We start from the raw sequence: 19,614 nt of genomic DNA, 5'->3' as shown, positions 1-19,614 counted from the left end.
GCGAGGGACCTGAAATGGCGGCGGACGGTCATGCGTGATTCCCGTCGGCCATGGCGACCACGGCGCGGGCGCGAGCGAGGAACGGCGCATCCACCATGCGTCCGTCCACGGCATACACGCCATCCCGCGCGGCATCGACGATATGGCGCGCCGCTTCGATCTCGTCCTGTGTCGGTGCGAACACGGCGTTGGCCCACGCCACCTGGCGCGGATGCACGCAGCTCTTGCCGACATAGCCCAGCGCACGCGCGGACTCGGCTTCGGCACGGAAGCCGGCTTCGTCCTCCAGGCCGGGAAAGGCGGCGTCGTAGGCGAACACGCCTGCCTCGGCCGCGGCCATGCGCAGCGCGTACTGCGCCGCGTGCACGTTCTGCAGCGCGCTCCGGCGGATGCCGTGCGGCTCGAACAGATCGCCGAGACCGAGCTGCAGGCCGCGGATGCGCGGATGCGCGGATGCGATCGCCGCGGCATGACGCAGGGCGCGCGGCGTTTCGATGTTGACCAGCAGGCCCGGTGCGTGGCGCACGCGCAGCCGCGCTTCGATAGCCTCGATTTCCGCCACCGCCTGCCGGACCTGCTCGGCCGATTCGATCTTGGGCAGATTGATCAGGTCCACGTCGAGCGCCAGCACGGCGCGCAGATCGTCTTCCCACAACGGCGAGTGCCAGGCGTTCACCCGCACGATCACCTGCTTGCCCGCCACCCGGTGCGGCGCGTCGCCCAGAAAGGCCGCCACCTGCGTGCGGGCCTCCGCCTTGGCACTCGCGGCGACGGCATCCTCCAGATCGAAGGACAGCACGTCCGCAGCGCCCGCCATGGCCTTGGCGAACAACGCCGGGCGGTCTCCGGGCACGAACAGCTTGCTACGCATGGACGGCGCTCCTCATGGCGCGCAGTCTGCGGGAATCCGGCCAGCGGCAAAGCCCCGGCGCGGCATCTTCAAACGATAGATTTTGCTGCGTTACCCGATGCGGCAACGCAACATAATCCTGCTTCCGCCAGTGCGTCAGCGCTTGACGTCGAGACTGTTCTCACCGAGGAAGGCCTGCACATCGGCGGCCGCCACCAGGTTGAAATCGCCCGGCAGCGAATGCTTCAGGCAGGCCGCGGCCACCCCGAAGTGCAGCGCATCGCCGGCCTCCATGCCGGTCAGGCCGCCATGCAGCACGCCGGCGGCGAAGGCGTCGCCGGTGCCGATGCGGTCGACGATCGGGGAGATCTCGTAGGCAGGCGTGGTCAGCAGGCTGCCGTCGCGCAAGGCGGTGATGCCCGACAGCACGTGATGGTCGACGCTGCGCTGCACGCGCACGGTGGCCGCCATCTGGCGGAGATGCGGGAATGCCTTGAACGCCGCCGCGGCACCCGCCGCGAAACGCTCATGCGGTGTCGCCTGCGGAAAGTCCAGGCCCAGCACCACCTGCAGGTCGCGATGGCTGGCGAACAGGACATCGGCTTCGGCAATCAGGCCGCGCAGGATCGTCGGCGCATCGCCACCCCACGCGTCCCACAGCTTGGGACGGAAGTTGCCGTCGAACGACACCTGCACGCCAGCGGCGCGCGCCGCCTTCACGGCGGCCAGCACGCCATCGGCGGCCTGCTGTCCCAGCGCCGGCGTCACGCCCGACACATGCAACCAGTCCGCCCCGGCCAGCAGCGCAGGCCAATCGTGTGCACCGCCGCCGGCGCGCGCGAAGACCGAATCCGCGCGGTCGTACAGCACCTCGCTGGGACGCTGGATGGCGCCGTGGGTCAGGAAGTACAGACCCATGCGTCCGGGCGCCTGCTGCACCGCACGCGTATCGACGCGATGCCGGCGCAGTTCGCCCAGCGCGGCTTCGCCCAGTGCATTGTCCGCCACCAGGCCCACCATGCTGGCGTCGTGACCGAAACGCGCCAGCGACACGGCGACGTTCGCTTCCGCGCCGCCGACGTGCACCTCCAGTGCAGGCGATTGCAACAACAACTGGCGACCGGGCGCGCCAAGACGCAGCAGCAGCTCACCGAAACAGACGATCTTTCCCATCTCCCCTCTCCTCCCGTGGCGTGGATGCGGCGCAGCCTGCAGGCCGTTTCGGCTTGTCCCTGGGACAAGATTAACCGGCTCGACTGACAGTTGTTGTTGCAGCGCACACTCTGTTAGCGTTGTTTTTGACCAGCGGTGTCATTTTACCAGCTGGCAAGATCCGGAAGGGAATAAACAAGCTTTTTTGCCATCAAAACAGTCGCGGTACGCGGCCATGGTCCCTTGAGGAGGGGAGAACATGCCAGTCAGTCATCACAACCGGAAGACACCGGTTACCTTGCTTGCCGTCTCGATCGCGTTCGCGCTGCAGATGAGTGCAGCCGCACACGCTCAGGAAGAGGCACAGCCTGCCGAGCCCGCCCCGCCTGCACCGGCGGAAAGTCTCGACACGCTCGACACCGTCAGCGTCACCGGTTACCGCGCCAGCGTGGAGAAGGCTCTCGACATCAAGCGCGGCGAAGCCGGCGTGGTCGATGCGATCGTGGCCGAGGACATCGGCAAGTTCCCCGATCTCAACCTGGCCGAATCGCTGCAGCGCATTCCCGGCGTGGTCATCACCCGCGATGCCGGCGAAGGCCGCAACATCTCCGTGCGCGGCTTGGGCCCGGACTTCACCCGCGTCCGCATCAACGGCATGGAGGCGCTGACCACGGTCGGCTCCACCGACCAGAACGGCGGCTCCAACCGCGGCCGCGGCTTCGACTTCAACGTGTTCGCCTCCGACCTGTTCTCGCAACTGATCGTGCGCAAGACCGCGCAGGCGGATGTCGAAGAAGGCTCACTGGGCGCCACCGTCGACCTGCGCACGGCGCGTCCGTTCGACTACGACGGCTTTACCTTCGTCGCTAGTGGCCAGCTAAGCCACAGCGACATGGCCAGCCAGACCGATCCACGAGCCGCCGCATTGATCGCTAACTCGTGGGCCGATGGCAAGTTCGGCGCCCTGCTGTCGGTTGCATACTCCGAGCGCCAGCTGCTGGAAGAAGGTAGTGGCAGTGGTCGCTGGGCGAATGGGCCGAGCAACGGCGGCTTCAACGCAGCTTCGCCGTTCGCGGCGGCACGCGCCGCCGATGTCTACCATCCTCGCTTCCCGCGTTACACGCTGATGGAACACGACCAGAAGCGCACAGGCGTGACGGCATCGTTCCAGTTCAAGCCCAGCGACCGCACCCAGTTCGCGCTGGACGCGCTGTATTCGAAGATCGATGCGGTACGCGACGAGAAGTACATCGAGGCGATCTCGTTCAGTCGCGGCGCATGCCCCACCGGCCCCGCCGGAGATGCATGCCGTGCCGCAGGCAGTGGCGGCAAGCCCGAGACAATCGTACGTGATGGCGTCATCCAGAACGGCGCGCTGGTCTATGGCCTGTTCGACGACGTGGACATCCGTTCGGAGAGCCGGCACGACGAATGGAACACGGTATACACCCAACTGAACCTCGAGGGTGAGCACGAGTTCACCGACAACTTCAAGATCAGCGGCAAGATCGGCACGTCCAAGTCGGAGCATGAGAATCCGATCCAGACGACGATCATCATGGACAAGTACAACGTCGACAACTACAGCTACGATTACCGCGGCGACTGGTACAAGCCGGTGTTGAACTATGGTATCGACCCGCAGGATCCCAACGGCTGGACGCTTGCCGAGATCCGCATTCGTCCTCAGTATGTGACCAATGAGTTCGACAATGCGCAGCTGGATTTCAACTGGAACGTCAGTCCCGGCCTCCGACTGAAGGGCGGCATACAGGCGAAGGACTATTCCTTCGATACCCGCGAGCTGCGTCGCGGCTCTGAGCTGGCTGTGCCGAACTTCGCCGGTGGAACGCGAATCGTGCCGGCTGACCTCACCGAGCTTGCCCGCCTCAGCAGCGTGAGCGGATCTCCTGGCACGTGGATCGTTCCCGACTACCAGGCCGTGGCGGATCTGTTCGACATCTACAGCAACACCGGGACCTTCGCGGTGACCGAGCGTGCCGTCAACACGCGTAGCGTCGAAGAGGAGGACCGCGGCGTCTACCTGATGGGCGAGTTTTCCACCGATCTCGGCCCGATCCCGCTGTCGGGCAACGTCGGCGTGCGCTATGTACGCACTAAACAGACCTCCACGGGTATCGCCACCACCAGTGGTACGCCGGTCGCGGCGACGGTGACACGCGAGTACAGCGACACCCTGCCCTCGATGAACCTGGTGGCCGAACTGAGTCCCGACCTGCTGTTGCGCCTCGGCGCGGCCAAGGTGATGTCGCGCCCCGGCTTGGGCTCGCTGACGCCTGGCGTGACCGTCGCTGTCGCCGGCGGCGCACGCACAGTGTCCGGTGGCAATCCCAACCTCGACCCCATCCGAGCCAAGACGGTCGACCTGGGCTTGGAGTGGTATTTCGACGAAGGCGCGATGCTCGGCTTGGGCCTGTTCTACAAAGACATCGACACCTTCGTGCAGACCACACGCGAGATCCGCAGCTACGAGTCCAGTGGACTTCCGGCCAGCCTGCTGGAAGGCACGGGCGCTTCGGTCAGCGATGACTTCACCTTCACCATTCCGCTCAATACGCCGGGTGGCGAGCTGACAGGCTTCGAGGCGAACTACGTCCAGCCGTTCACCTTCCTGCCGGGCAAATGGGCGAACTTCGGCGTGCAGTTGAACTACACCTATGTCGATTCGAAAATCCAGTACGTCAACAGCGCCGGCACCAACGTGCTGAAGACCGATCTGCTCGGTCTGTCCAAGACTGCCTGGAACGCCACGCTGTTCTACGAAGGCGAGCGCTTCTCCGGCCGCGTTTCGGCCACCAACCGCGACAACTACCTCATACAGGCCCCGGGTGCGGAACAGGGCTTCAACCTGGATGGCGTGCATGGCCAGACCGGCACCACCACGGTCGATGCCTCGGTGCGCTGGAAAATCAACGACAAGCTCGAGCTAAGCCTGGAAGGCATCAACCTCACCGACGAGCCGCAGGAATCGTGGGTGTCCAACCCCAGCGTCACCCTGCCGCTGGACTACAGCGAGACCGGTCGCCAGTACCTGCTGGGCCTGCGCTACAAGTTCTGATGCGTTGACCGTCCCGCCCCTCCCCTGTGGAGGGGCACCCGAAGCCCGGCCGCCTCTCCCGGCCGGGCTTTTTTTGTGCGCGCAATGTCCGTCACCAACGGGAAGACCGTTTCCCACAGACGGCTGTCCCGGGACATTTCTCCAGCCAAATCAACCGCTTGTTGTTGCAGCGCACTCTCTGTTAGCGTTTTGACCAGCGGTGTCATCAGGTCGATGCCGCGCTGGAATGTTCGGGGAATTCCACGCCGTCGGCACACGACGGCATATCGAAAATCGTTGGCCGCCCTTGGGAGGGGGATGTCATGAACCGCTATCCGAATCGCCGGAAGACACCGGTTACCGCACTCGCATTCTCGATCGCCGTCGCACTGCACGCGCCCGTCTTCGCGCAGTCGCAGGCGGCGCCTGCCGCCACACCCGCCACCACCGAACTGGATCGCATCGAAGTGGTCGGCACGTTCCGCGCCAGTCTGGAAAAAGCGCTCGAGGAAAAACGCTACAGCGCCGAGCAGATCGACGCCGTGGTCGCCGAGGACATCGGCAAGTTCCCGGACCTCAACCTTGCCGAAGCCCTGCAACGTATCCCGGGCGTGGCGATCGATCGCGATGCCGGCGAAGGCCGCTCGATCACCGTGCGGGGCCTGGGCCAGGACTTCACCCGCGTGCGCATCAATGGACTCGAAGCCCTGGCGACCACCGGTGGCACCGACAGCTCCGGTGGCGCCAACCGGGGCCGCGGCTTCGACTTCAACGTGTTCGCCGCCGAACTCTTCAGCAAGCTGACGGTGCGCAAGACGCAGTCTGCACAGGTGGACGAAGGCTCGCTGGGTGCGACGGTCGACCTGCGCGGCGCGCGGCCGTTCGACTACGACGGCTTCACCAGTACGGTCACCAGCCAGATGGGTTACAACGACCTGTCGCAGCAGTGGGACCCCCGCTTTTCCGCCCTGGTCAGCAACACCTGGGCAGACGGCAAGTTCGGCGCATTGCTCTCGGCGGCGTACAGCGAGCGAAACCTGCTGGAGGAAGGCTACAGCGCTGTGCGCTGGGACAACGGTCCGTCGTCCAACGGGTTCTGCAGCCCGGTCGGCTACACCCCGCAGAACAACACCAACAACAGTGGCCGCGGCACCACCGCGTTGAACTGTTCCACTGGCAATCCGCGCCCGGCCAATACCCAGGCGAACAACGACGCGTACCGGCTGGCATCGGCAGCGACCACCTTCCACCCGCGCCTGCCGCGCTACGGTCGCCTGACCCACCAGCAGGAGCGGTTGGGCGTCACGGCGGCGCTGCAGTTCAAGCCGAGCGACCGCACGCTGCTGAGCTTCGACGCGATGTATTCGAAGCTCGATGCGACGCGCCAGGAGGACTTCCTGGAAACGATCTCCTTCAGTCGCTCGAACGCACAGGGCGGCAAGTACGAGACGCACGTGCGACAGGCCGAGGTGGATGGACGCGGCAACCTGGTCTACGGCGTGTTCGACAACGTGGACGTCCGTTCGGAATCTCGTTTCGATGAACTGTCCACGGAGTTCAGCCAGTACAGCCTGAGCCTGGAGCAGGACCTCACCGATCGCCTCAAACTCAATGCGATGGTGGGCACCTCGACGTCGGAGTTCAAGAATCCCGTGCAAACCACGGTGACGTTCGATATCCAGAACCTCGATGGCTACAGCTGGGACTACCGTGGCAACAGCCGTCTGCCCGTGATCACTTATGGCAATCTGGATGTCACCAGCGCCTCCGCGTGGCGCTGGATCAGCAGTCCCGCCGCCAACACCACGGGCTCGGAGATCCGCATCCGTCCCCAGGGCGTGGACAACACCTTCGATACGGGCAAGCTCGACCTGGACTTCGCCATCAACGAGACCTTCACGTTGCGTGGCGGCCTGTCGTACAAGAAGTTCCAGATGGACACCTGGGAGTTCCGCCGCGCCAGCGAGACGGCAGTGCCGGCGCTGCCCGCCGGGACCACGCTGGCCGACCTGTCCACCCTGGTGACAGGCTTCGGACGCGGCCTCGATGGGCGCGGACCGAGCACGTGGCTGATCCCGGATCTGGGCGCGATCGCGAACCTCTTCGATATCTACTGCAACTGCAACACCGGCGTGCCCGGCGGCGACTTCACGCTCAGCAGCATCACCAACGGCAATGCACGCGGCAACAACCGCAGCATCGGCGAAGAGGACTGGGGCGGCTACCTGCAGCTGGACTTCAATACCGACCTGGTGGGACGCCCGCTGCGTGGCAACGTGGGCGTGCGTTACGCCACCACCGACATCGACGCCAGCGGCTATACGTCGGTCGGCGGCGGCAGTCCGGTCACCGTGACCAACGACTACAAGGACTGGTTGCCGTCGCTGAACCTGGCCTGGGACGTCACCGACGAACTGGTGCTGCGCTTCGGCGCCGCCAAGGTGATGGCGCGCCCGCAACTGGGCAACCTGTCGCCTGGTGCCGGCGTCACCACCACGGGCACGCCGAACATCCGCGTCGGCAACCCCTACCTGGATCCGTTCCGCGCCAAGACCTACGACTTCAGTGCCGAATGGTACTTCGCCGAGGACTCGGTGCTGTCGCTGGCGCTGTTCTACAAGGACATCGAAACCTACATCCAGGAGCTGCGCGAGAACATCGCCTACCGCGACACCGGCCTGCCGCTGGAGTGGGTGCCGTCGACGTTCTGGGACGTGCAGTTCGACGTGCGTACGCCGATCAACACGCCCGGCGGCCCGCTGAAGGGCTTCGAGCTGAACTACCAGCAGCCGTTCTCGTTCCTGCCCGGCGGATTCCGCCACTTCGGCGTGCTGCTGAACTACACGCACGTCACCTCGGACATCGACTACGCGGTACCGGGCACGTTCCCGGTCACGTACATCGCCAACGACCTGGTCAACCTGTCGCCCGATTCGTACAACGCGACGCTGTACTACGACAACAACAAGTTCAGCGCGCGTGTGTCAACGTCGTTCCGCGACGATTACCTGCAACGCGTGCCCGGGCAGAACAACAACGATGTGGAAGGCAAGCGCAGCGCGCGCAGCGTCGATTTCTCGATGTCGTACAAGTGGGACAAGCACCTCACCCTCACCTTCGAGGGGCTCAACCTGACCGACGAGTTCAACGACCAGTACGTCGACTCGGCCGGTGACCGCGCTTCGGTGTATCACCACACGGGCAGGCAGTACTACGTGGGCGCGCGGTTCAACTTCTGACCGTGTCGGGCGGACGCGCTTGCCGGCGCGTCCGCCGCGTCTCTCTCCGGCCCGGAAGCTGCTGCATGCATCCGGGCAATACTGTTCGACGGATGCGCCAGTGGCGCGCAACCCAGACCGCACCCTCTTGATGCCTTTGCGATTGCCCAGCCAGCCGGACAAACGAAAGGCCCGCCTCGCAGCGGGCCTTCGGTGCCGTGCATGGCCGGCGGCGATGCCGGCCCGCGCGGGCTCAGCGAAGCGGTTCGCCGCGCGGATAGATGCCCGACGTCGGTTCCATCACGTCGAGGTTCCATTCGCTTTCGACGAAGGGCTTGCGGGCTTCCTTGTACTGCGGATAGCCGCCGACCTGGTCCTGGCTGTCGATGATCTCGCCGCGTCCCTCGATGACGTCGGCGACGATGCGACGGTCGATCAGGTCGCGGTTCCACGGCGTGGCGCCCACGTTTTCGATCACCGCATCCTGCACCTTGGCGGCGGGCAGCAGGCTGACGCCGAACGGAAGGGCAGGCGCATTCTTCACGCGGTTGAGCTTCACCGGTGCGGTGGTGTAGCTGCCGGTTTCCTGGATGCTGGTGTTGCCAACGCGGTCGACGATCAGGTTGTCCTGCGCATACACGTCCAGGTCGCCGGAGCCACCGATCATCAGGAACGCCAGCGGCTCGGTCGACTTGCCGGCGCGCATCACGTTGCCGCGCACCACCATCTCGCCCTTCGAGTAGGGGTGACCCATCCATTCTTCGGCGATCAGGTTGTAGTGGATGGCGCGCTGGCCGGGGTTGTAGATCAGGTTGTTGATCACCTGGCCGCGTGCGCCGCCCTTGAACAGCGGGCTGCGCTCGTAGTTGTGCGCATACAGGTTGCCGACGATCAGCACCTCGTTGACGTGGTCGTGGATCAGCGAACCCTTGGAGTGCTCGCCCTTGGCATGGATCGAATCGGCCAGGCCTTCGCTGACGATGTTGTTGCTGTAGGTGATCCGGCGCGAGGCGTTGGCCATCCATTCGGCCTCGTTCTCGCCGTGGAAGCGCGTGCTGGAGGCGCTGAGGTTCTCGTCGGTGGCCCAAGTCAGCGAACAGTGGTCGACGATCACGTCGTGCGCGCCGCGCACGGTGGTGATGGCGTCGATGTCGCCGGAGCGCTTCGGCAAGCCGCCGTCGCCGGGCCGGATGCGGAGGTGCCGGATCACCACGTCATGCGTGGCGATGGTCAGGCCGCCCTTGATGATCGTCACGCCGGGGTGCGGTGCGGTCTGACCGGCGATGGTCAGGAACGGTTCGCTGATGCGCAGTTCCTTCATGCCGAGGTCGATCACGCCGCCTACCTCGAACACCACGATGCGCGGGCCCTTGGCAGTCACGGCTTCCTTGAACGAACCCGGCCCGTCGGCCGCCAGCGTGGTGACGCGGACGATCTTGCCGCCGCGCCCGCCCGGTGTGTGCGCCGCGGCGCCCTGCGCGCCGGGGAATGCGAGCGCCGGCGCATCGGTGGCGAGTACCGGCGCAGCGGCGAATGCGATCAGCAGCGCGGCCAGGCCGCAGGTAAGCCCGCGGACCCGCGCGGGAAAACGGATATGAAGCATTGGCTCCCTCCCAGGAGTGGATCGACGCATCGTGGCATCGGGATGGGTTTTGCGGCAGTGCACATTGTCAATGACACCGGTTTACCATATACAGGCCATCAGCCTGCACTGTCACTCGGCAGTGCAACAAAACGGAGCGGGGAGAACCCACTTGAGTAACGACCACAACGCCCTCGCCGATGCACGCGCCGCGGCCCCCGCATTGGCCGCCGTGGCTGACAGTTTCGTCGCTGCGCGTCGACAGGGCCGTGCTTTGCCGGACTTCCCCGGCGACATCCCGGATGACCTGGTCACCGCCTATCGCGTGCAGGATCTGGCGATCGCGCACTGGCCGGACCGCGTGGTCGGCTGGAAGGTCGGCTTCATCGCGCCCGAGCGGCGCGATGTGTCCGGGGACGAGCGCCTGCTCGGCCCGATCTTCGCCCGCCAGCTGCAGATGACTACCGGTGGTCAGTCCACGTTCGAGGTGTTCTCGGGCGGCTTCGGTGCGGTGGAAGCGGAGTACGTCCTGCGCCTGGACGCCAACGTCCCGGCCGACAAGCACGACTGGACACCGGAGGAAGCCGCGGCCGTGCCGTCCACGCTGTTCATCGGCATGGAAGTGGCCAGCAGTCCGCTGGCGACGATCAACCAGCTGGGCCCGCGCGTGGTCGTCTCGGACTTCGGCAACAACAATGGCCTGGTGATGGGCGCCGAGATCGCGGACTGGGCAGACCGCCGCGATGCCTCGCTGACGTGCACCACGTCGATCGACGGCCGCCAGGTCGGCCGGGGCGGCGCCACCACCCTGCCCGGCGGCCTGCGCGCGGCGTTCGCGTTCGCGCTGTCGCGCTCGGCGCGCCGTGGGCGACCGCTGAAGGCCGGCGACCTGATTGCTACCGGCAACGCGACGGGCATCCACGACATCCTGCCGGGCCAGCAGGCGCTGATCGAGTTCGATGGCCATGGCAGCATTGCCTGTGTCGCGACCGCCGCGACGCCGAAGGACGAAGGGGACTGGCGCGCATGATGAATCGTCGTCGCTTCCTGGGCACCGGCCTTGGGGCCGCGATCGCCCTTCCGCTGGCGGGCAGCCGGGCCTTCGCCGACGATGGCCGGCACGTGCTGACCGCGACCGATGTGCACGTGAAGGACTATCCCACCGTCGAAGCCGTGCGCTGGATCGGCGAGACGATGGCGCGCGAGACCGGTGGACGGGTGACGCTGCGCCAGTACCACTCCGGCCAGCTGGGCCGCGAGTCGGAAGCCATCGACATGGCACGCTTCGGTGCCATCGACATGACCCGCGTATACGCCGGCGCGCTGAACAACGCCTTCCCGCTGACCCAGGCGCTGTGCCTGCCCTACGTGTTCGATTCGGTGCCGCACATGCGCCGCGCGATGGACGAAGGCGTGGGCAAGGCGGTGCTGGACGGCTTCTCGCGTCGCGGTCTCGTCGGCCTGGCGATCTACGACTCCGGTGCGCGCTGCTTCTACAACGCACGCCGCGCCATCGAGAAGCCCGCCGACCTGCATGGCATGAAGATCCGCGTGCCGGTGTCGGACATCTTCATCCAGATGCTGCGGCTGTTCGGCGCCAATCCCACGCCGCTGTCGCTGGGCGAAGTGTTCTCCGGGCTGGAGACGCGCATGATCGACGGTGCCGAGAACAACATCCGCAGCTTCCATTCCAGCCGTCATTTCGAGGCGGCGCAGTACTGGTCGCAGACCAACCACTCCTACGCACCGGACGTGCTGCTGGTATCGCAGCGCACGCTGGATGCGCTGCAACCGCGCGACCGCGAACTGCTGGTCGACACCGCGCGCCAGTCGGTGGGCGTGATGCGCTCCCTCTGGGATGCCTCGGAGGCGAAAGCACGCGATGCCGTGTTCGACGCCGGCGTGACCCGCAACGACGCCGACCTCGCGGCATTCGCACAGGCCTCGCAGCCGTTGCTGTCCCAGTACCGCAAAGACCCGGCGATCGACGCCCTGTACCGCCGCATCCGCGACCTGGCCTGAGGACCGACGATGTCAGAAGCAACCCCGCCGCCTCCCGCCACGCCCCTGCAGCGCGGCATGGACCTGCTGTCCAACGCCGCCATCGCTGTTGCCGTCGCCGCCCTGCTCGGGCTGGTGGTCGTGCAGGGCTGGCAGGTGATCGCCCGCTACGTCATCAACGACTCGCCCAGTTGGACCGAGCCGGTCACCGTCCTGCTGCTGACCACCGCCATGAGCCTGGGGGCCGCGGCAGGCGTGCATACGAACCGCCACTTCGGCTTCTTCCTGCTGGCCGACGCGGCGCGCCCGCAGCTGAAGAAACTGCTGCACGCCGTCTCGCCGCTGGTGATCGCGGCGATCGGCGCGGTGATGGCGTACTGGGGTGCGGTGCTGCTGTTCGACGGCCTGGACATCCGCATCGCCGGCGCGCCGATGCCGCAGAGCATCGGCTACCTGCCGCTGTCGCTGGGCGGCGTGCTGATGGTGGTGTTCGCGCTGTACCGACTGCTCCTGGTGCTGCGCGCGCCGTTGACCGACGAGGCCCGCTGAGCCATGGCGATCACCCTGCTGTTCTCGATTTTCGCGATCCTGCTGCTGATCGGCGTGCCGGTCGCCTACGCGTTGGCGGCCGCCTCGCTGGCCACGCTGTTCTACCTGGACCTGCCCAGCATCGTGCTGGTGCAGCAGATCTCCTCGGGCACCGGCTCGGCGTCGCTGATCGCCATCCCGCTGTTCGTTTTCGCCGGCGAGATCATGTTGCGCGGCGGCATCTCCGAGCGCCTGATCAGCCTGGCCGCCTCGCTGGTCGGCCGCCTGCGCGGTGGCCTGGGCCAGGTGAGCATCCTGTCGTCGCTGTTCTTCGGCGGCGTGTCGGGCTCGGCGATCGCCGACGTCTCGGCAGTGGGCGGCACGATGATCCCGCAGATGGTCAAGCGGGGGTATGACCGCGACTTCGCCGTCAATGTCAGCATCACCGCCGCGCTGGTGGCGCTGCTGGTGCCGCCTTCGCACAACCTGATCCTGTTCTCGGCCGCGGCCGGCGGCGGCCTGTCCATCGCCGACCTGTTCGCGGCCGGCATCGTGCCGGCGCTGCTGATGACGGTCGTGCTGATGTTCACCGGCTGGGCGGTGGCCTGCAAACGCGGCTACGGCACCGAGCCGTTCCCCGGCATGCGCGCGGTGATGCTGCGACTGGTCGCGGCGCTGCCGGGCCTCGGCCTGGTGGGCCTGATCTTCTTCGGCATCCGCGCCGGCATCTTCACGGCGGTGGAGAGTGCGGCCATCGCGGTGGTCTATGCGCTGCTGGTGACCAGCGTGCTGTACCGCCAGTTATCGGTGAAGGAGTTCTTCGCCACCGTGACCCACGCGGCGCGCACCACCGGCGTGATCCTGTTCGTGATCGCCACGGCGGCGGTGTTCGGCTGGCTGCTGGCCTACCTGCAGGTGCCGGCGGCGGCCGTCGAGGCGCTGCAGTCGATCGCCCACAGCAAGTACACGGTGCTGCTGCTGATCATCCTGGTGCTGCTGGTGCTGGGCACCTTCATGGACCTGGCGCCGATGATCCTGATCTGCACGCCGATCTTCCTGCCGGTGGCGAAGGCCTACGGCATCGACCCGATCCACTTCGGGCTGGTGCTGGTGCTGACCGGCGGCATCGGCCTGGTGACGCCGCCGGTGGGCTCGGTGCTCTTCATCGGCACCGCCATCGGCAAGATCACCATCGCCCAGAGCATGCGCACGATCTGGCCGTTCTGGCTGGCCGGGCTGGCGGTGCTGCTGATCGTGGCGCTGTTCCCCGAACTTTCGCTTTGGCTGCCGAAGGCGATCAAGTAATGAAGCGGCTGCGCGCGCGCCTGCTCTGCGCCATCGTGCTGGCGGTGGCCGGACCAGCGGGCGTACCGGCATTGGCGGAGACGCCTTCGCTGGGCGGCTTCGAGGACGCCATCCACCACTGGCGCAACGTGCACGGCGACCAATACCCCCGTCATGCCCCGGACGAGGTCGCGAAGATCGCCGACAACATCCTGCGCTACCAGCGTCTGGACGGTGGCTGGATCGAGAACCAGGATCCTGCCCGCATCCTGGATGAGGCGGAGAAAGCGCGCTTCGATGCCGAGGCGCGCAAGTCCGGCGGCAGTTTCGACAACCGCAACATCTACACGCAACTGGACTACCTGGCCACGGCGTATGCGATCACCGGCGATGCGCGCTATCGCGACGGCAGTCTGAAGGGCATCGCGTTCACGCTGGCCCAGCAGATCCCGTCGTGCGGTGGCTGGCCACATACCGTGCCGGCCACGCAGCCGTACCACCCGCACATCACCATCGCCGACGACGTTACGGCCGGCGTACTCGGCACGTTGCGCAAGGTGGTATCGGATGCGCGCCGCTATGCGTTCGTCGATACCGCCTTGCGTGCACGCGTGCAGGCGGCGATCGATGCCGGCGACGCCTGCCTGCTGCGGTTGCAGGTGCGGCAGGGCGACACGCTGGCCGGCTGGGCGGGCCAGTACGACGCGCGGACCCTGCAGCCCGCCCAGGGACGGAAGTTCGAGCTGCCGTCCATTGCGGGGCAGGAGACCGTCGGCGTGGTCCGCTACCTGATGTCGATCCCGGATCCCTCGCCCGCCGTCGTCGCGGCCGTGGACGGTGCCGTGGCCTGGCTGCGTCGCGTCGAGATCACCGGCTGGCGCATCGAGACCTTCGACGCGCCGGCGGAACAGTTCCAGTACCACCGCAGCGCCAAGGACCGTCGCCTGGTCGCCGACCCGTCCGCCAGCGGCCTGTGGGCGCGCTTCTACGACGTGAACGACAACAGCGTGGTGCTGGCGACGCGGGACAGCGTGCGGGTCGCGCGTTACGAGGATATTCCGCGCGAGCGCCGCACCGGCTACGAGTGGTACGGCAGCTGGCCCAGGCGGCTGCTGTCGACCGAATACCCGCAATGGACATCGCAACACGCGTCGTCGAAGTAGAGGATTCCTGATGGCAATGAAGTCGTGGATGATCGCCCTGTGCCTGTTCGCCCCCATGGCAGCGCTGGCGGAAGACGGCCAGCGCGAGCCGGCATGGAAGCGCGGCATCGAACACCAGCGCCAGGCGGACCTGGGCGACGGCACCTTCCTCAATCCCGTGCTCGCCGGCGACCGCCCCGATCCGTCGGTGCTGAAGGACGGCGACGACTACTACCTCACGCTGTCCTCGTTCACCGCCTATCCCGGCCTGCCGGTGTGGCATTCGCGCGACCTGATCAACTGGCAGCCGGTCGGCCATGCCATCACCAGGAACGTCGGCTCGATCTGGGCGCCCGACCTGGTCAAGCACCAGGGGCGTTACTACATCTACTTCCCCGCGCGTGTCGGCGGAACGGAATCGCCCCGTCGCAGCAACTTCGTGGTCTGGGCCGACGATATCCGCGGTCCGTGGAGCGAGCCCATCGACATCGGTCTGCCCGGCCATATCGATCCCGGCCACGCGGTAGGCGAAGACGGCAAGCGCTACCTGTTCCTCAGCGCCGGCGACTACGTGCAGCTCGCCGACGACGGCCTGAGCACCGTGGGCGAGGTGAAGCACGTCTACGACGGCTGGCGCTATCCGGAATCGTGGGACGTGGAAGGCTATGCGCAGGAAGGCCCGAAGATCACCTTCCGCAACGGCTGGTACTACATGATCACCGCGGTCGGCGGCACCGCCGGTCCGCCGACCGGGCACATGGTGATCGTCGCGCGCTCGCGCTCGATCCACGGCCCGTGGCAGAACGCGCCGAACAATCCGGTGGTGCGCACCACCTCGCGCGACCAGTACTGGTGGTCGCGCGGACATGCCACGCTGGTCGAGGATGCCGCAGGCCAGTGGTGGATGATCTACCACGGCTACGAACACGGCTTCTGGACGCTCGGGCGGCAAGCGCTGCTCGATCCGATCGAATGGACGGACGACGGCTGGTTCGTCGCCAAGGGCGGCGACCTGAGCCAGCCGCTGCCCAAGCCGGCGGGCAAGGCGCTCTCGCCGCACGGCATGGCGCTGTCGGATGATTTCCGCAGCGGCAAGCTCGGCCCGCAATGGGCGTTCTACGATCCGGCACCGGACGAGTCGCGTCGACTCACGTTCGGCGACGACGTGATGACGCTGCAGGGCAAGGGCAGCGCCCCCCGCGACAGCTCGCCACTGGGCATCATCGCGGGCGACTTGGCCTACCAGTTCGAGGTCGAAATGGAGGTCGAGCCCGGCGCCCAGGGCGGCGCGGTACTGTTCTACAACGATCGCCTGTATGCCGGCGTGGGCAGCAACGGCGAGCAGTTCGTCATGCACCGCTACGGGCTGGAGCGTCCAGGCAAACTCGCCCCCAGCGCGAAGGGCGGCAAGCTCTGGCTGCGGGTCAAGCACGACCGCCACATCGTCACGATCCACACCAGCACCGATGGCAAGGCCTGGACCAAGTACCCGGTTCAAATGGAAGTCTCCGGCTACCACCACAACGTGGCGGGCGGCTTCCTGGCCCTCAAACCGTCGCTGTACGCCGCCGGCCAGGGCAAGGTCCACTTCCGTAATTTCCGCTACCGCGCGCTGGATTGACCCCCAGCCGCTAGAATCCTTACGACCGACGAACGGACCCGCCCCGCCCCATGCCCGCGCGCAAGAAGCCCGAAACCCCCGCTGCCCTGACCACCGGTGGCAAGGCGGCGACCATCAACGACATCGCGCGGCTTTCCGGCGTCTCGAAGAAGACCGTCTCGCGCATCATCAACCACTCGCCCCTGGTCCGTAAGGACACCCGCGAGAAGGTGGAGACCTTGATGCGGGAAGTCGGTTACGTGCCCGACCCGATGGCGCGCGGCCTGGCGTTCCGCCGCTCGTTCCTGATCGGCATGGTCTACGACAACCCGACCGCGCAGTACATCGTCAACATGCAGTACGGCGCGCTGGACGCGTTGCGCGATTCGGGCTTCGAGCTGGTCGTGCATCCCTGCGACAGCCGCAGCCCCGGCTACATCGACGGCGTGCGCCGCTTCGTGCAGCAGCAGAAGCTGCACGGCGTGATGCTGGTGCCGCGCGCCTCGGAAGACCAGGCGCTGGCCGACATGCTGGCCGAGATCGGCTGCCGCTATTCGCGCATCGCCTCGGTATCGATGGACACGCCCGCGCGGATGGTGGTCACCCACGACCGCGACGGCGCGGCGGAAGCGGCCGAATACCTGCTGTCGCTCGGCCACACCGACATCGCGCTGATCACCGGTCCGGCGGCGTACCGGTCGTCGATCGAGCGCACCGACGGCTTCGTGCAGGCGCTCGCCAAGCGCGGCCTGGAGATCCCCAAGTCGCGCATCATCGAAGCCGGCTACACCTTCGAGTCCGGCGTGGTCGCGGCCGAGAAGCTGCTGTCCGGCAAGAACCGCCCCACCGCCATCTTCACCGGCAACGACGAAATGGCCGCCGGCGTCTACAAGGTCGCCATGCGCGCCGGCATCAACATCCCGCGCCAGCTGTCGGTGGTCGGTTTCGACGACAGCCCGCTGGCCTCGCGCCTGTGGCCCTCGCTGACCTCGGTCCGCCGCAACACCCGCGACACCGGCCGCACCGCCGCTGCCATGCTGATCCAGCCCGAAGGCACCCCGGTGCTGGCCGCCGCCAGCATCCGCCCGCACCTGATCATCCGCGACTCCTCGCAGCCGCCGGAGTGAAAGGCCGGGAATAGGTGACGGGAATAGGGAATAGCGCCTTCAAGCCATCGGGCCGAAACGGTGCACCTGTCCCCGCAGCTTCCATTCCCCATTCCCCATTCCCGGTCTCCTGCCGCACCGCAAAATGACACCGGTTACCAAAGGCCGTAGAATCGCCCCACGACCTGTCCCGACGCCCCGTTCCCCGGGCGTCCGCATCCACGGAGCCCCGCCCATGTTCTGCAAGACCTACCACGCCACCCACCCCGACATGATGGACGGCGCCAGCAACGACCAGCTGCGCGACCGTTACCTGATCGGCAACCTGTTCGTCGCGGACACGGTGCAGATGAACTACTCGCACAACGAGCGGTTCGTGATCGGCGGTGCGGCCCCGGTGTCGAAGAAGGTCGACCTGCCGCGCCAGACCGAGCCGGCCTCGGCCGCCGGCAAGCCGTTCCTGGAGCGTCGCGAACTGGGCGTCATCAACGTGGGCGGTGGCGCGGGCAAGGTCACGGTGGACGGCACGACCTATGCGCTCGGCCCGAAGGACGGCCTGTACGTGGCAATGGGCAGCACCGACGTCGCGTTCGAGTCCGATGACGCATCGAATCCGGCCAAGTTCTATCTGACCTCGACGCCGGCGCATGCGCGCTTCGAGACCAAGCAGCTGTCGATCAAGGATGCCGTGGCGCTGGAGCGCGGTGCGCTGGAAACCAGCAACGAGCGCACGATCTACCAGTTCATCGTGCCGGCCACCTGCCAGTCCTCGCAGCTGCTGCTCGGCCTGACCGTGCTGAAGACCGGCAGCGTGTGGAACACCATGCCGCCGCACCTGCACGACCGCCGCAGCGAGGTGTATTTCTACTTCGACCTGGCCGAGAACGACCGCGTCTACCACTTCATGGGCGAGCCGGACGCGCAGCGCCACATCGTGGTGCAGAACGACGAAGCCGTGGTGTCGCCGCCGTGGTCGATCCACATGGGCTCGGGCACCAGCAACTACGCCTTCATCTGGGCGATGGGTGGCGAGAACCTGGACTACACCGACATGCACGTGCTGGACATCTGCCAGCTCAAGTAACCGACGTGCCGTAGAGCCGAGCTTGCTCGGCTCCACGCATCAGCGGAACACAGCGTCAACAGCAGCGGAGCAAGCTCCGCTCTACTCCATCCGAAGCCGATGTACCAAGCGCAGCGGAGCACGCTGCGCTCCACCAGAAGCGCACCACACCGAGGGAATCCACGATGGCAAGCAATCCGTTCAGTCTCGAAGGCAAGATCGCGCTGGTCACCGGCGCCAACACCGGCCTGGGTCAGGGCATCGCCGTGGCGCTGGCCGAAGCCGGTGCCGACATCGCCGCCGCCGGCATCGTCGAGGCGGCGGAAACCGGCGAAAAGGTGCGCGCCCTCGGTCGCCGCTTCCTCAATCTGGAAGCCAACCTGATCAGCATCGATCCGGTCGAGCGGCTGGTGAAGGAAACCGTCGAGGGCCTGGGCGGACTGGACATCCTGGTCAACAACGCCGGCCTGATACGTCGTGCCGATGCCGTGGACTTCAGCGAGAAGGACTGGGACGACGTGATGAACGTCAACATCAAGTCCGCGTTCTTCATGTCGCAGGCCGCCGGCCGCCACTTCATTGCGCAGGGCAGCGGCAAGATCATCAACATCGCTTCGATGCTGTCGTTCCAGGGCGGCATCCGCGTGCCCTCGTACACGGCGTCCAAGAGCGGCATCGCCGGCATCACCCGCCTGCTGGCCAACGAATGGGGCGCCAAGGGCATCAACATCAATGCCATTGCGCCCGGCTACATGGCCACCGACAACACCGCGCAGCTGCGCGCGGACGAAGACCGCAACAAGGCCATCCTCGACCGCATCCCGGCCGGCCGCTGGGGCGAGCCCTCGGACCTGGGCGGCACCTCGGTGTTCCTGTCCTCGCGCGCGTCGGACTACGTCAACGGCGCGGTCATTCCGGTCGATGGTGGCTGGCTGGCGCGCTGACGCGCAGCGCACCTCGGTAAGGGATGCTGTGGGAGCGACGTCAGTCGCGAAATGGGTATCCCGATCCGTCATCGCGACTGAGGTCG

Annotated in this window: 14 protein-coding genes; 11 read left to right on the top strand and 3 right to left on the bottom strand. The window is 66.5% G+C overall.

Annotated elements, in window-relative coordinates; all coding sequences use genetic code 11:
• Positions 1–28: 28 nt before the first annotated feature.
• Positions 29–871 (bottom strand): CoA ester lyase, encoded by an 843-nt coding sequence (locus MMG85_RS07400; protein ID WP_241045460.1) that lies wholly within the window; start codon positions 869–871, stop codon positions 29–31.
• Between the two features lie 135 nt (positions 872–1,006).
• Complete coding sequence (locus MMG85_RS07395) at positions 1,007–2,023, bottom strand: sugar kinase (RefSeq protein WP_241045459.1); 1,017 nt, start codon at positions 2,021–2,023, stop codon at positions 1,007–1,009.
• 238 nt (positions 2,024–2,261) lie between these two features.
• On the opposite strand from MMG85_RS07395, the gene MMG85_RS07390 reads away from it, so the two are divergent.
• Both MMG85_RS07390 and MMG85_RS07385 read left to right on the top strand, forming a co-directional pair.
• On the top strand, positions 2,262–5,081 hold the full coding sequence (locus MMG85_RS07390) for a TonB-dependent receptor (RefSeq protein ID WP_241045458.1): 2,820 nt from the start codon (positions 2,262–2,264) through the stop codon (positions 5,079–5,081).
• A gap of 302 nt (positions 5,082–5,383) precedes the next feature.
• Positions 5,384–8,299, top strand: coding sequence for a TonB-dependent receptor (locus tag MMG85_RS07385; protein ID WP_241045457.1), 2,916 nt, complete (start codon positions 5,384–5,386; stop codon positions 8,297–8,299).
• 232 nt (positions 8,300–8,531) lie between these two features.
• Here the strand turns inward: MMG85_RS07385 and MMG85_RS07380 are convergent, their stop codons facing one another.
• Positions 8,532–9,881 (bottom strand): hypothetical protein, encoded by a 1,350-nt coding sequence (locus tag MMG85_RS07380; protein WP_241045456.1) that lies wholly within the window; start codon positions 9,879–9,881, stop codon positions 8,532–8,534.
• 151 nt (positions 9,882–10,032) lie between these two features.
• Between MMG85_RS07380 and MMG85_RS07375 the strand changes: the two genes are divergently transcribed.
• The 9 genes from MMG85_RS07375 to kduD all read left to right on the top strand — a co-directional run bounded on the left by MMG85_RS07375 (position 10,033) and on the right by kduD (position 19,528).
• Entirely contained in the window at positions 10,033–10,890 is an 858-nt protein-coding gene (locus MMG85_RS07375) for a 2-keto-4-pentenoate hydratase (protein WP_241045455.1), read from the top strand.
• Positions 10,887–11,882, top strand: a complete 996-nt coding sequence (locus MMG85_RS07370; protein WP_241045454.1) for a TRAP transporter substrate-binding protein — start codon at positions 10,887–10,889, stop codon at positions 11,880–11,882. The genes MMG85_RS07375 and MMG85_RS07370 overlap by 4 nt, the downstream gene beginning before the upstream one ends.
• Positions 11,883–11,891: 9 nt before the next feature.
• On the top strand, positions 11,892–12,410 hold the full coding sequence (locus MMG85_RS07365) for a TRAP transporter small permease (protein ID WP_241045453.1): 519 nt from the start codon (positions 11,892–11,894) through the stop codon (positions 12,408–12,410).
• Positions 12,411–12,413: 3 nt separating this feature from the next.
• Positions 12,414–13,694: a TRAP transporter large permease gene (locus MMG85_RS07360; protein ID WP_241045452.1), complete on the top strand. Its 1,281-nt coding sequence runs from the start codon at positions 12,414–12,416 to the stop codon at positions 13,692–13,694.
• Positions 13,694–14,836 carry a pectate lyase gene (gene pelA, locus MMG85_RS07355; RefSeq protein ID WP_241045451.1) on the top strand — a complete coding sequence of 381 codons (1,143 nt, stop codon included), beginning with the start codon at positions 13,694–13,696 and terminating at the stop codon, positions 14,834–14,836. The genes MMG85_RS07360 and pelA overlap by 1 nt, the downstream gene beginning before the upstream one ends.
• 10 nt (positions 14,837–14,846) lie before the next feature.
• Positions 14,847–16,436, top strand: coding sequence for a family 43 glycosylhydrolase (locus MMG85_RS07350; protein WP_241045450.1), 1,590 nt, complete (start codon positions 14,847–14,849; stop codon positions 16,434–16,436).
• Positions 16,437–16,486: 50 nt separating this feature from the next.
• Entirely contained in the window at positions 16,487–17,542 is a 1,056-nt protein-coding gene (locus MMG85_RS07345) for a LacI family DNA-binding transcriptional regulator (RefSeq protein WP_241045449.1), read from the top strand.
• Between the two features lie 214 nt (positions 17,543–17,756).
• Complete coding sequence (kduI, locus tag MMG85_RS07340) at positions 17,757–18,605, top strand: 5-dehydro-4-deoxy-D-glucuronate isomerase (RefSeq protein ID WP_241045448.1); 849 nt, start codon at positions 17,757–17,759, stop codon at positions 18,603–18,605.
• A gap of 164 nt (positions 18,606–18,769) precedes the next feature.
• A complete protein-coding gene (gene kduD, locus MMG85_RS07335) occupies positions 18,770–19,528 on the top strand; it encodes a 2-dehydro-3-deoxy-D-gluconate 5-dehydrogenase KduD (RefSeq protein ID WP_241045447.1) in 759 nt (252 codons plus the stop codon).
• The last annotated feature ends 86 nt before the right edge of the window (positions 19,529–19,614 follow it).

The sequence above is a fragment of the Pseudoxanthomonas sp. LH2527 genome (assembly GCF_022539275.1).
In the GTDB taxonomy this organism is placed as follows: domain Bacteria; phylum Pseudomonadota; class Gammaproteobacteria; order Xanthomonadales; family Xanthomonadaceae; genus Pseudoxanthomonas_A.
This window is presented reverse-complemented; position numbering and strand designations above follow the sequence as displayed.

Coding starts and splice junctions, on each gene's coding strand:
- MMG85_RS07400 (WP_241045460.1), bottom strand. CDS start 871: ATGCGTAGCAAGCTGTTCGTGCCCGGAGACCGCCCGGCGTTGTTCGCC.
- MMG85_RS07395 (WP_241045459.1), bottom strand. CDS start 2,023: ATGGGAAAGATCGTCTGTTTCGGTGAGCTGCTGCTGCGTCTTGGCGCG.
- MMG85_RS07390 (WP_241045458.1), top strand. CDS start 2,262: ATGCCAGTCAGTCATCACAACCGGAAGACACCGGTTACCTTGCTTGCC.
- MMG85_RS07385 (WP_241045457.1), top strand. CDS start 5,384: ATGAACCGCTATCCGAATCGCCGGAAGACACCGGTTACCGCACTCGCA.
- MMG85_RS07380 (WP_241045456.1), bottom strand. CDS start 9,881: ATGCTTCATATCCGTTTTCCCGCGCGGGTCCGCGGGCTTACCTGCGGC.
- MMG85_RS07370 (WP_241045454.1), top strand. CDS start 10,887: ATGATGAATCGTCGTCGCTTCCTGGGCACCGGCCTTGGGGCCGCGATC.
- MMG85_RS07365 (WP_241045453.1), top strand. CDS start 11,892: ATGTCAGAAGCAACCCCGCCGCCTCCCGCCACGCCCCTGCAGCGCGGC.
- MMG85_RS07360 (WP_241045452.1), top strand. CDS start 12,414: ATGGCGATCACCCTGCTGTTCTCGATTTTCGCGATCCTGCTGCTGATC.
- pelA (WP_241045451.1), top strand. CDS start 13,694: ATGAAGCGGCTGCGCGCGCGCCTGCTCTGCGCCATCGTGCTGGCGGTG.
- MMG85_RS07350 (WP_241045450.1), top strand. CDS start 14,847: ATGGCAATGAAGTCGTGGATGATCGCCCTGTGCCTGTTCGCCCCCATG.
- MMG85_RS07345 (WP_241045449.1), top strand. CDS start 16,487: ATGCCCGCGCGCAAGAAGCCCGAAACCCCCGCTGCCCTGACCACCGGT.
- kduI (WP_241045448.1), top strand. CDS start 17,757: ATGTTCTGCAAGACCTACCACGCCACCCACCCCGACATGATGGACGGC.
- kduD (WP_241045447.1), top strand. CDS start 18,770: ATGGCAAGCAATCCGTTCAGTCTCGAAGGCAAGATCGCGCTGGTCACC.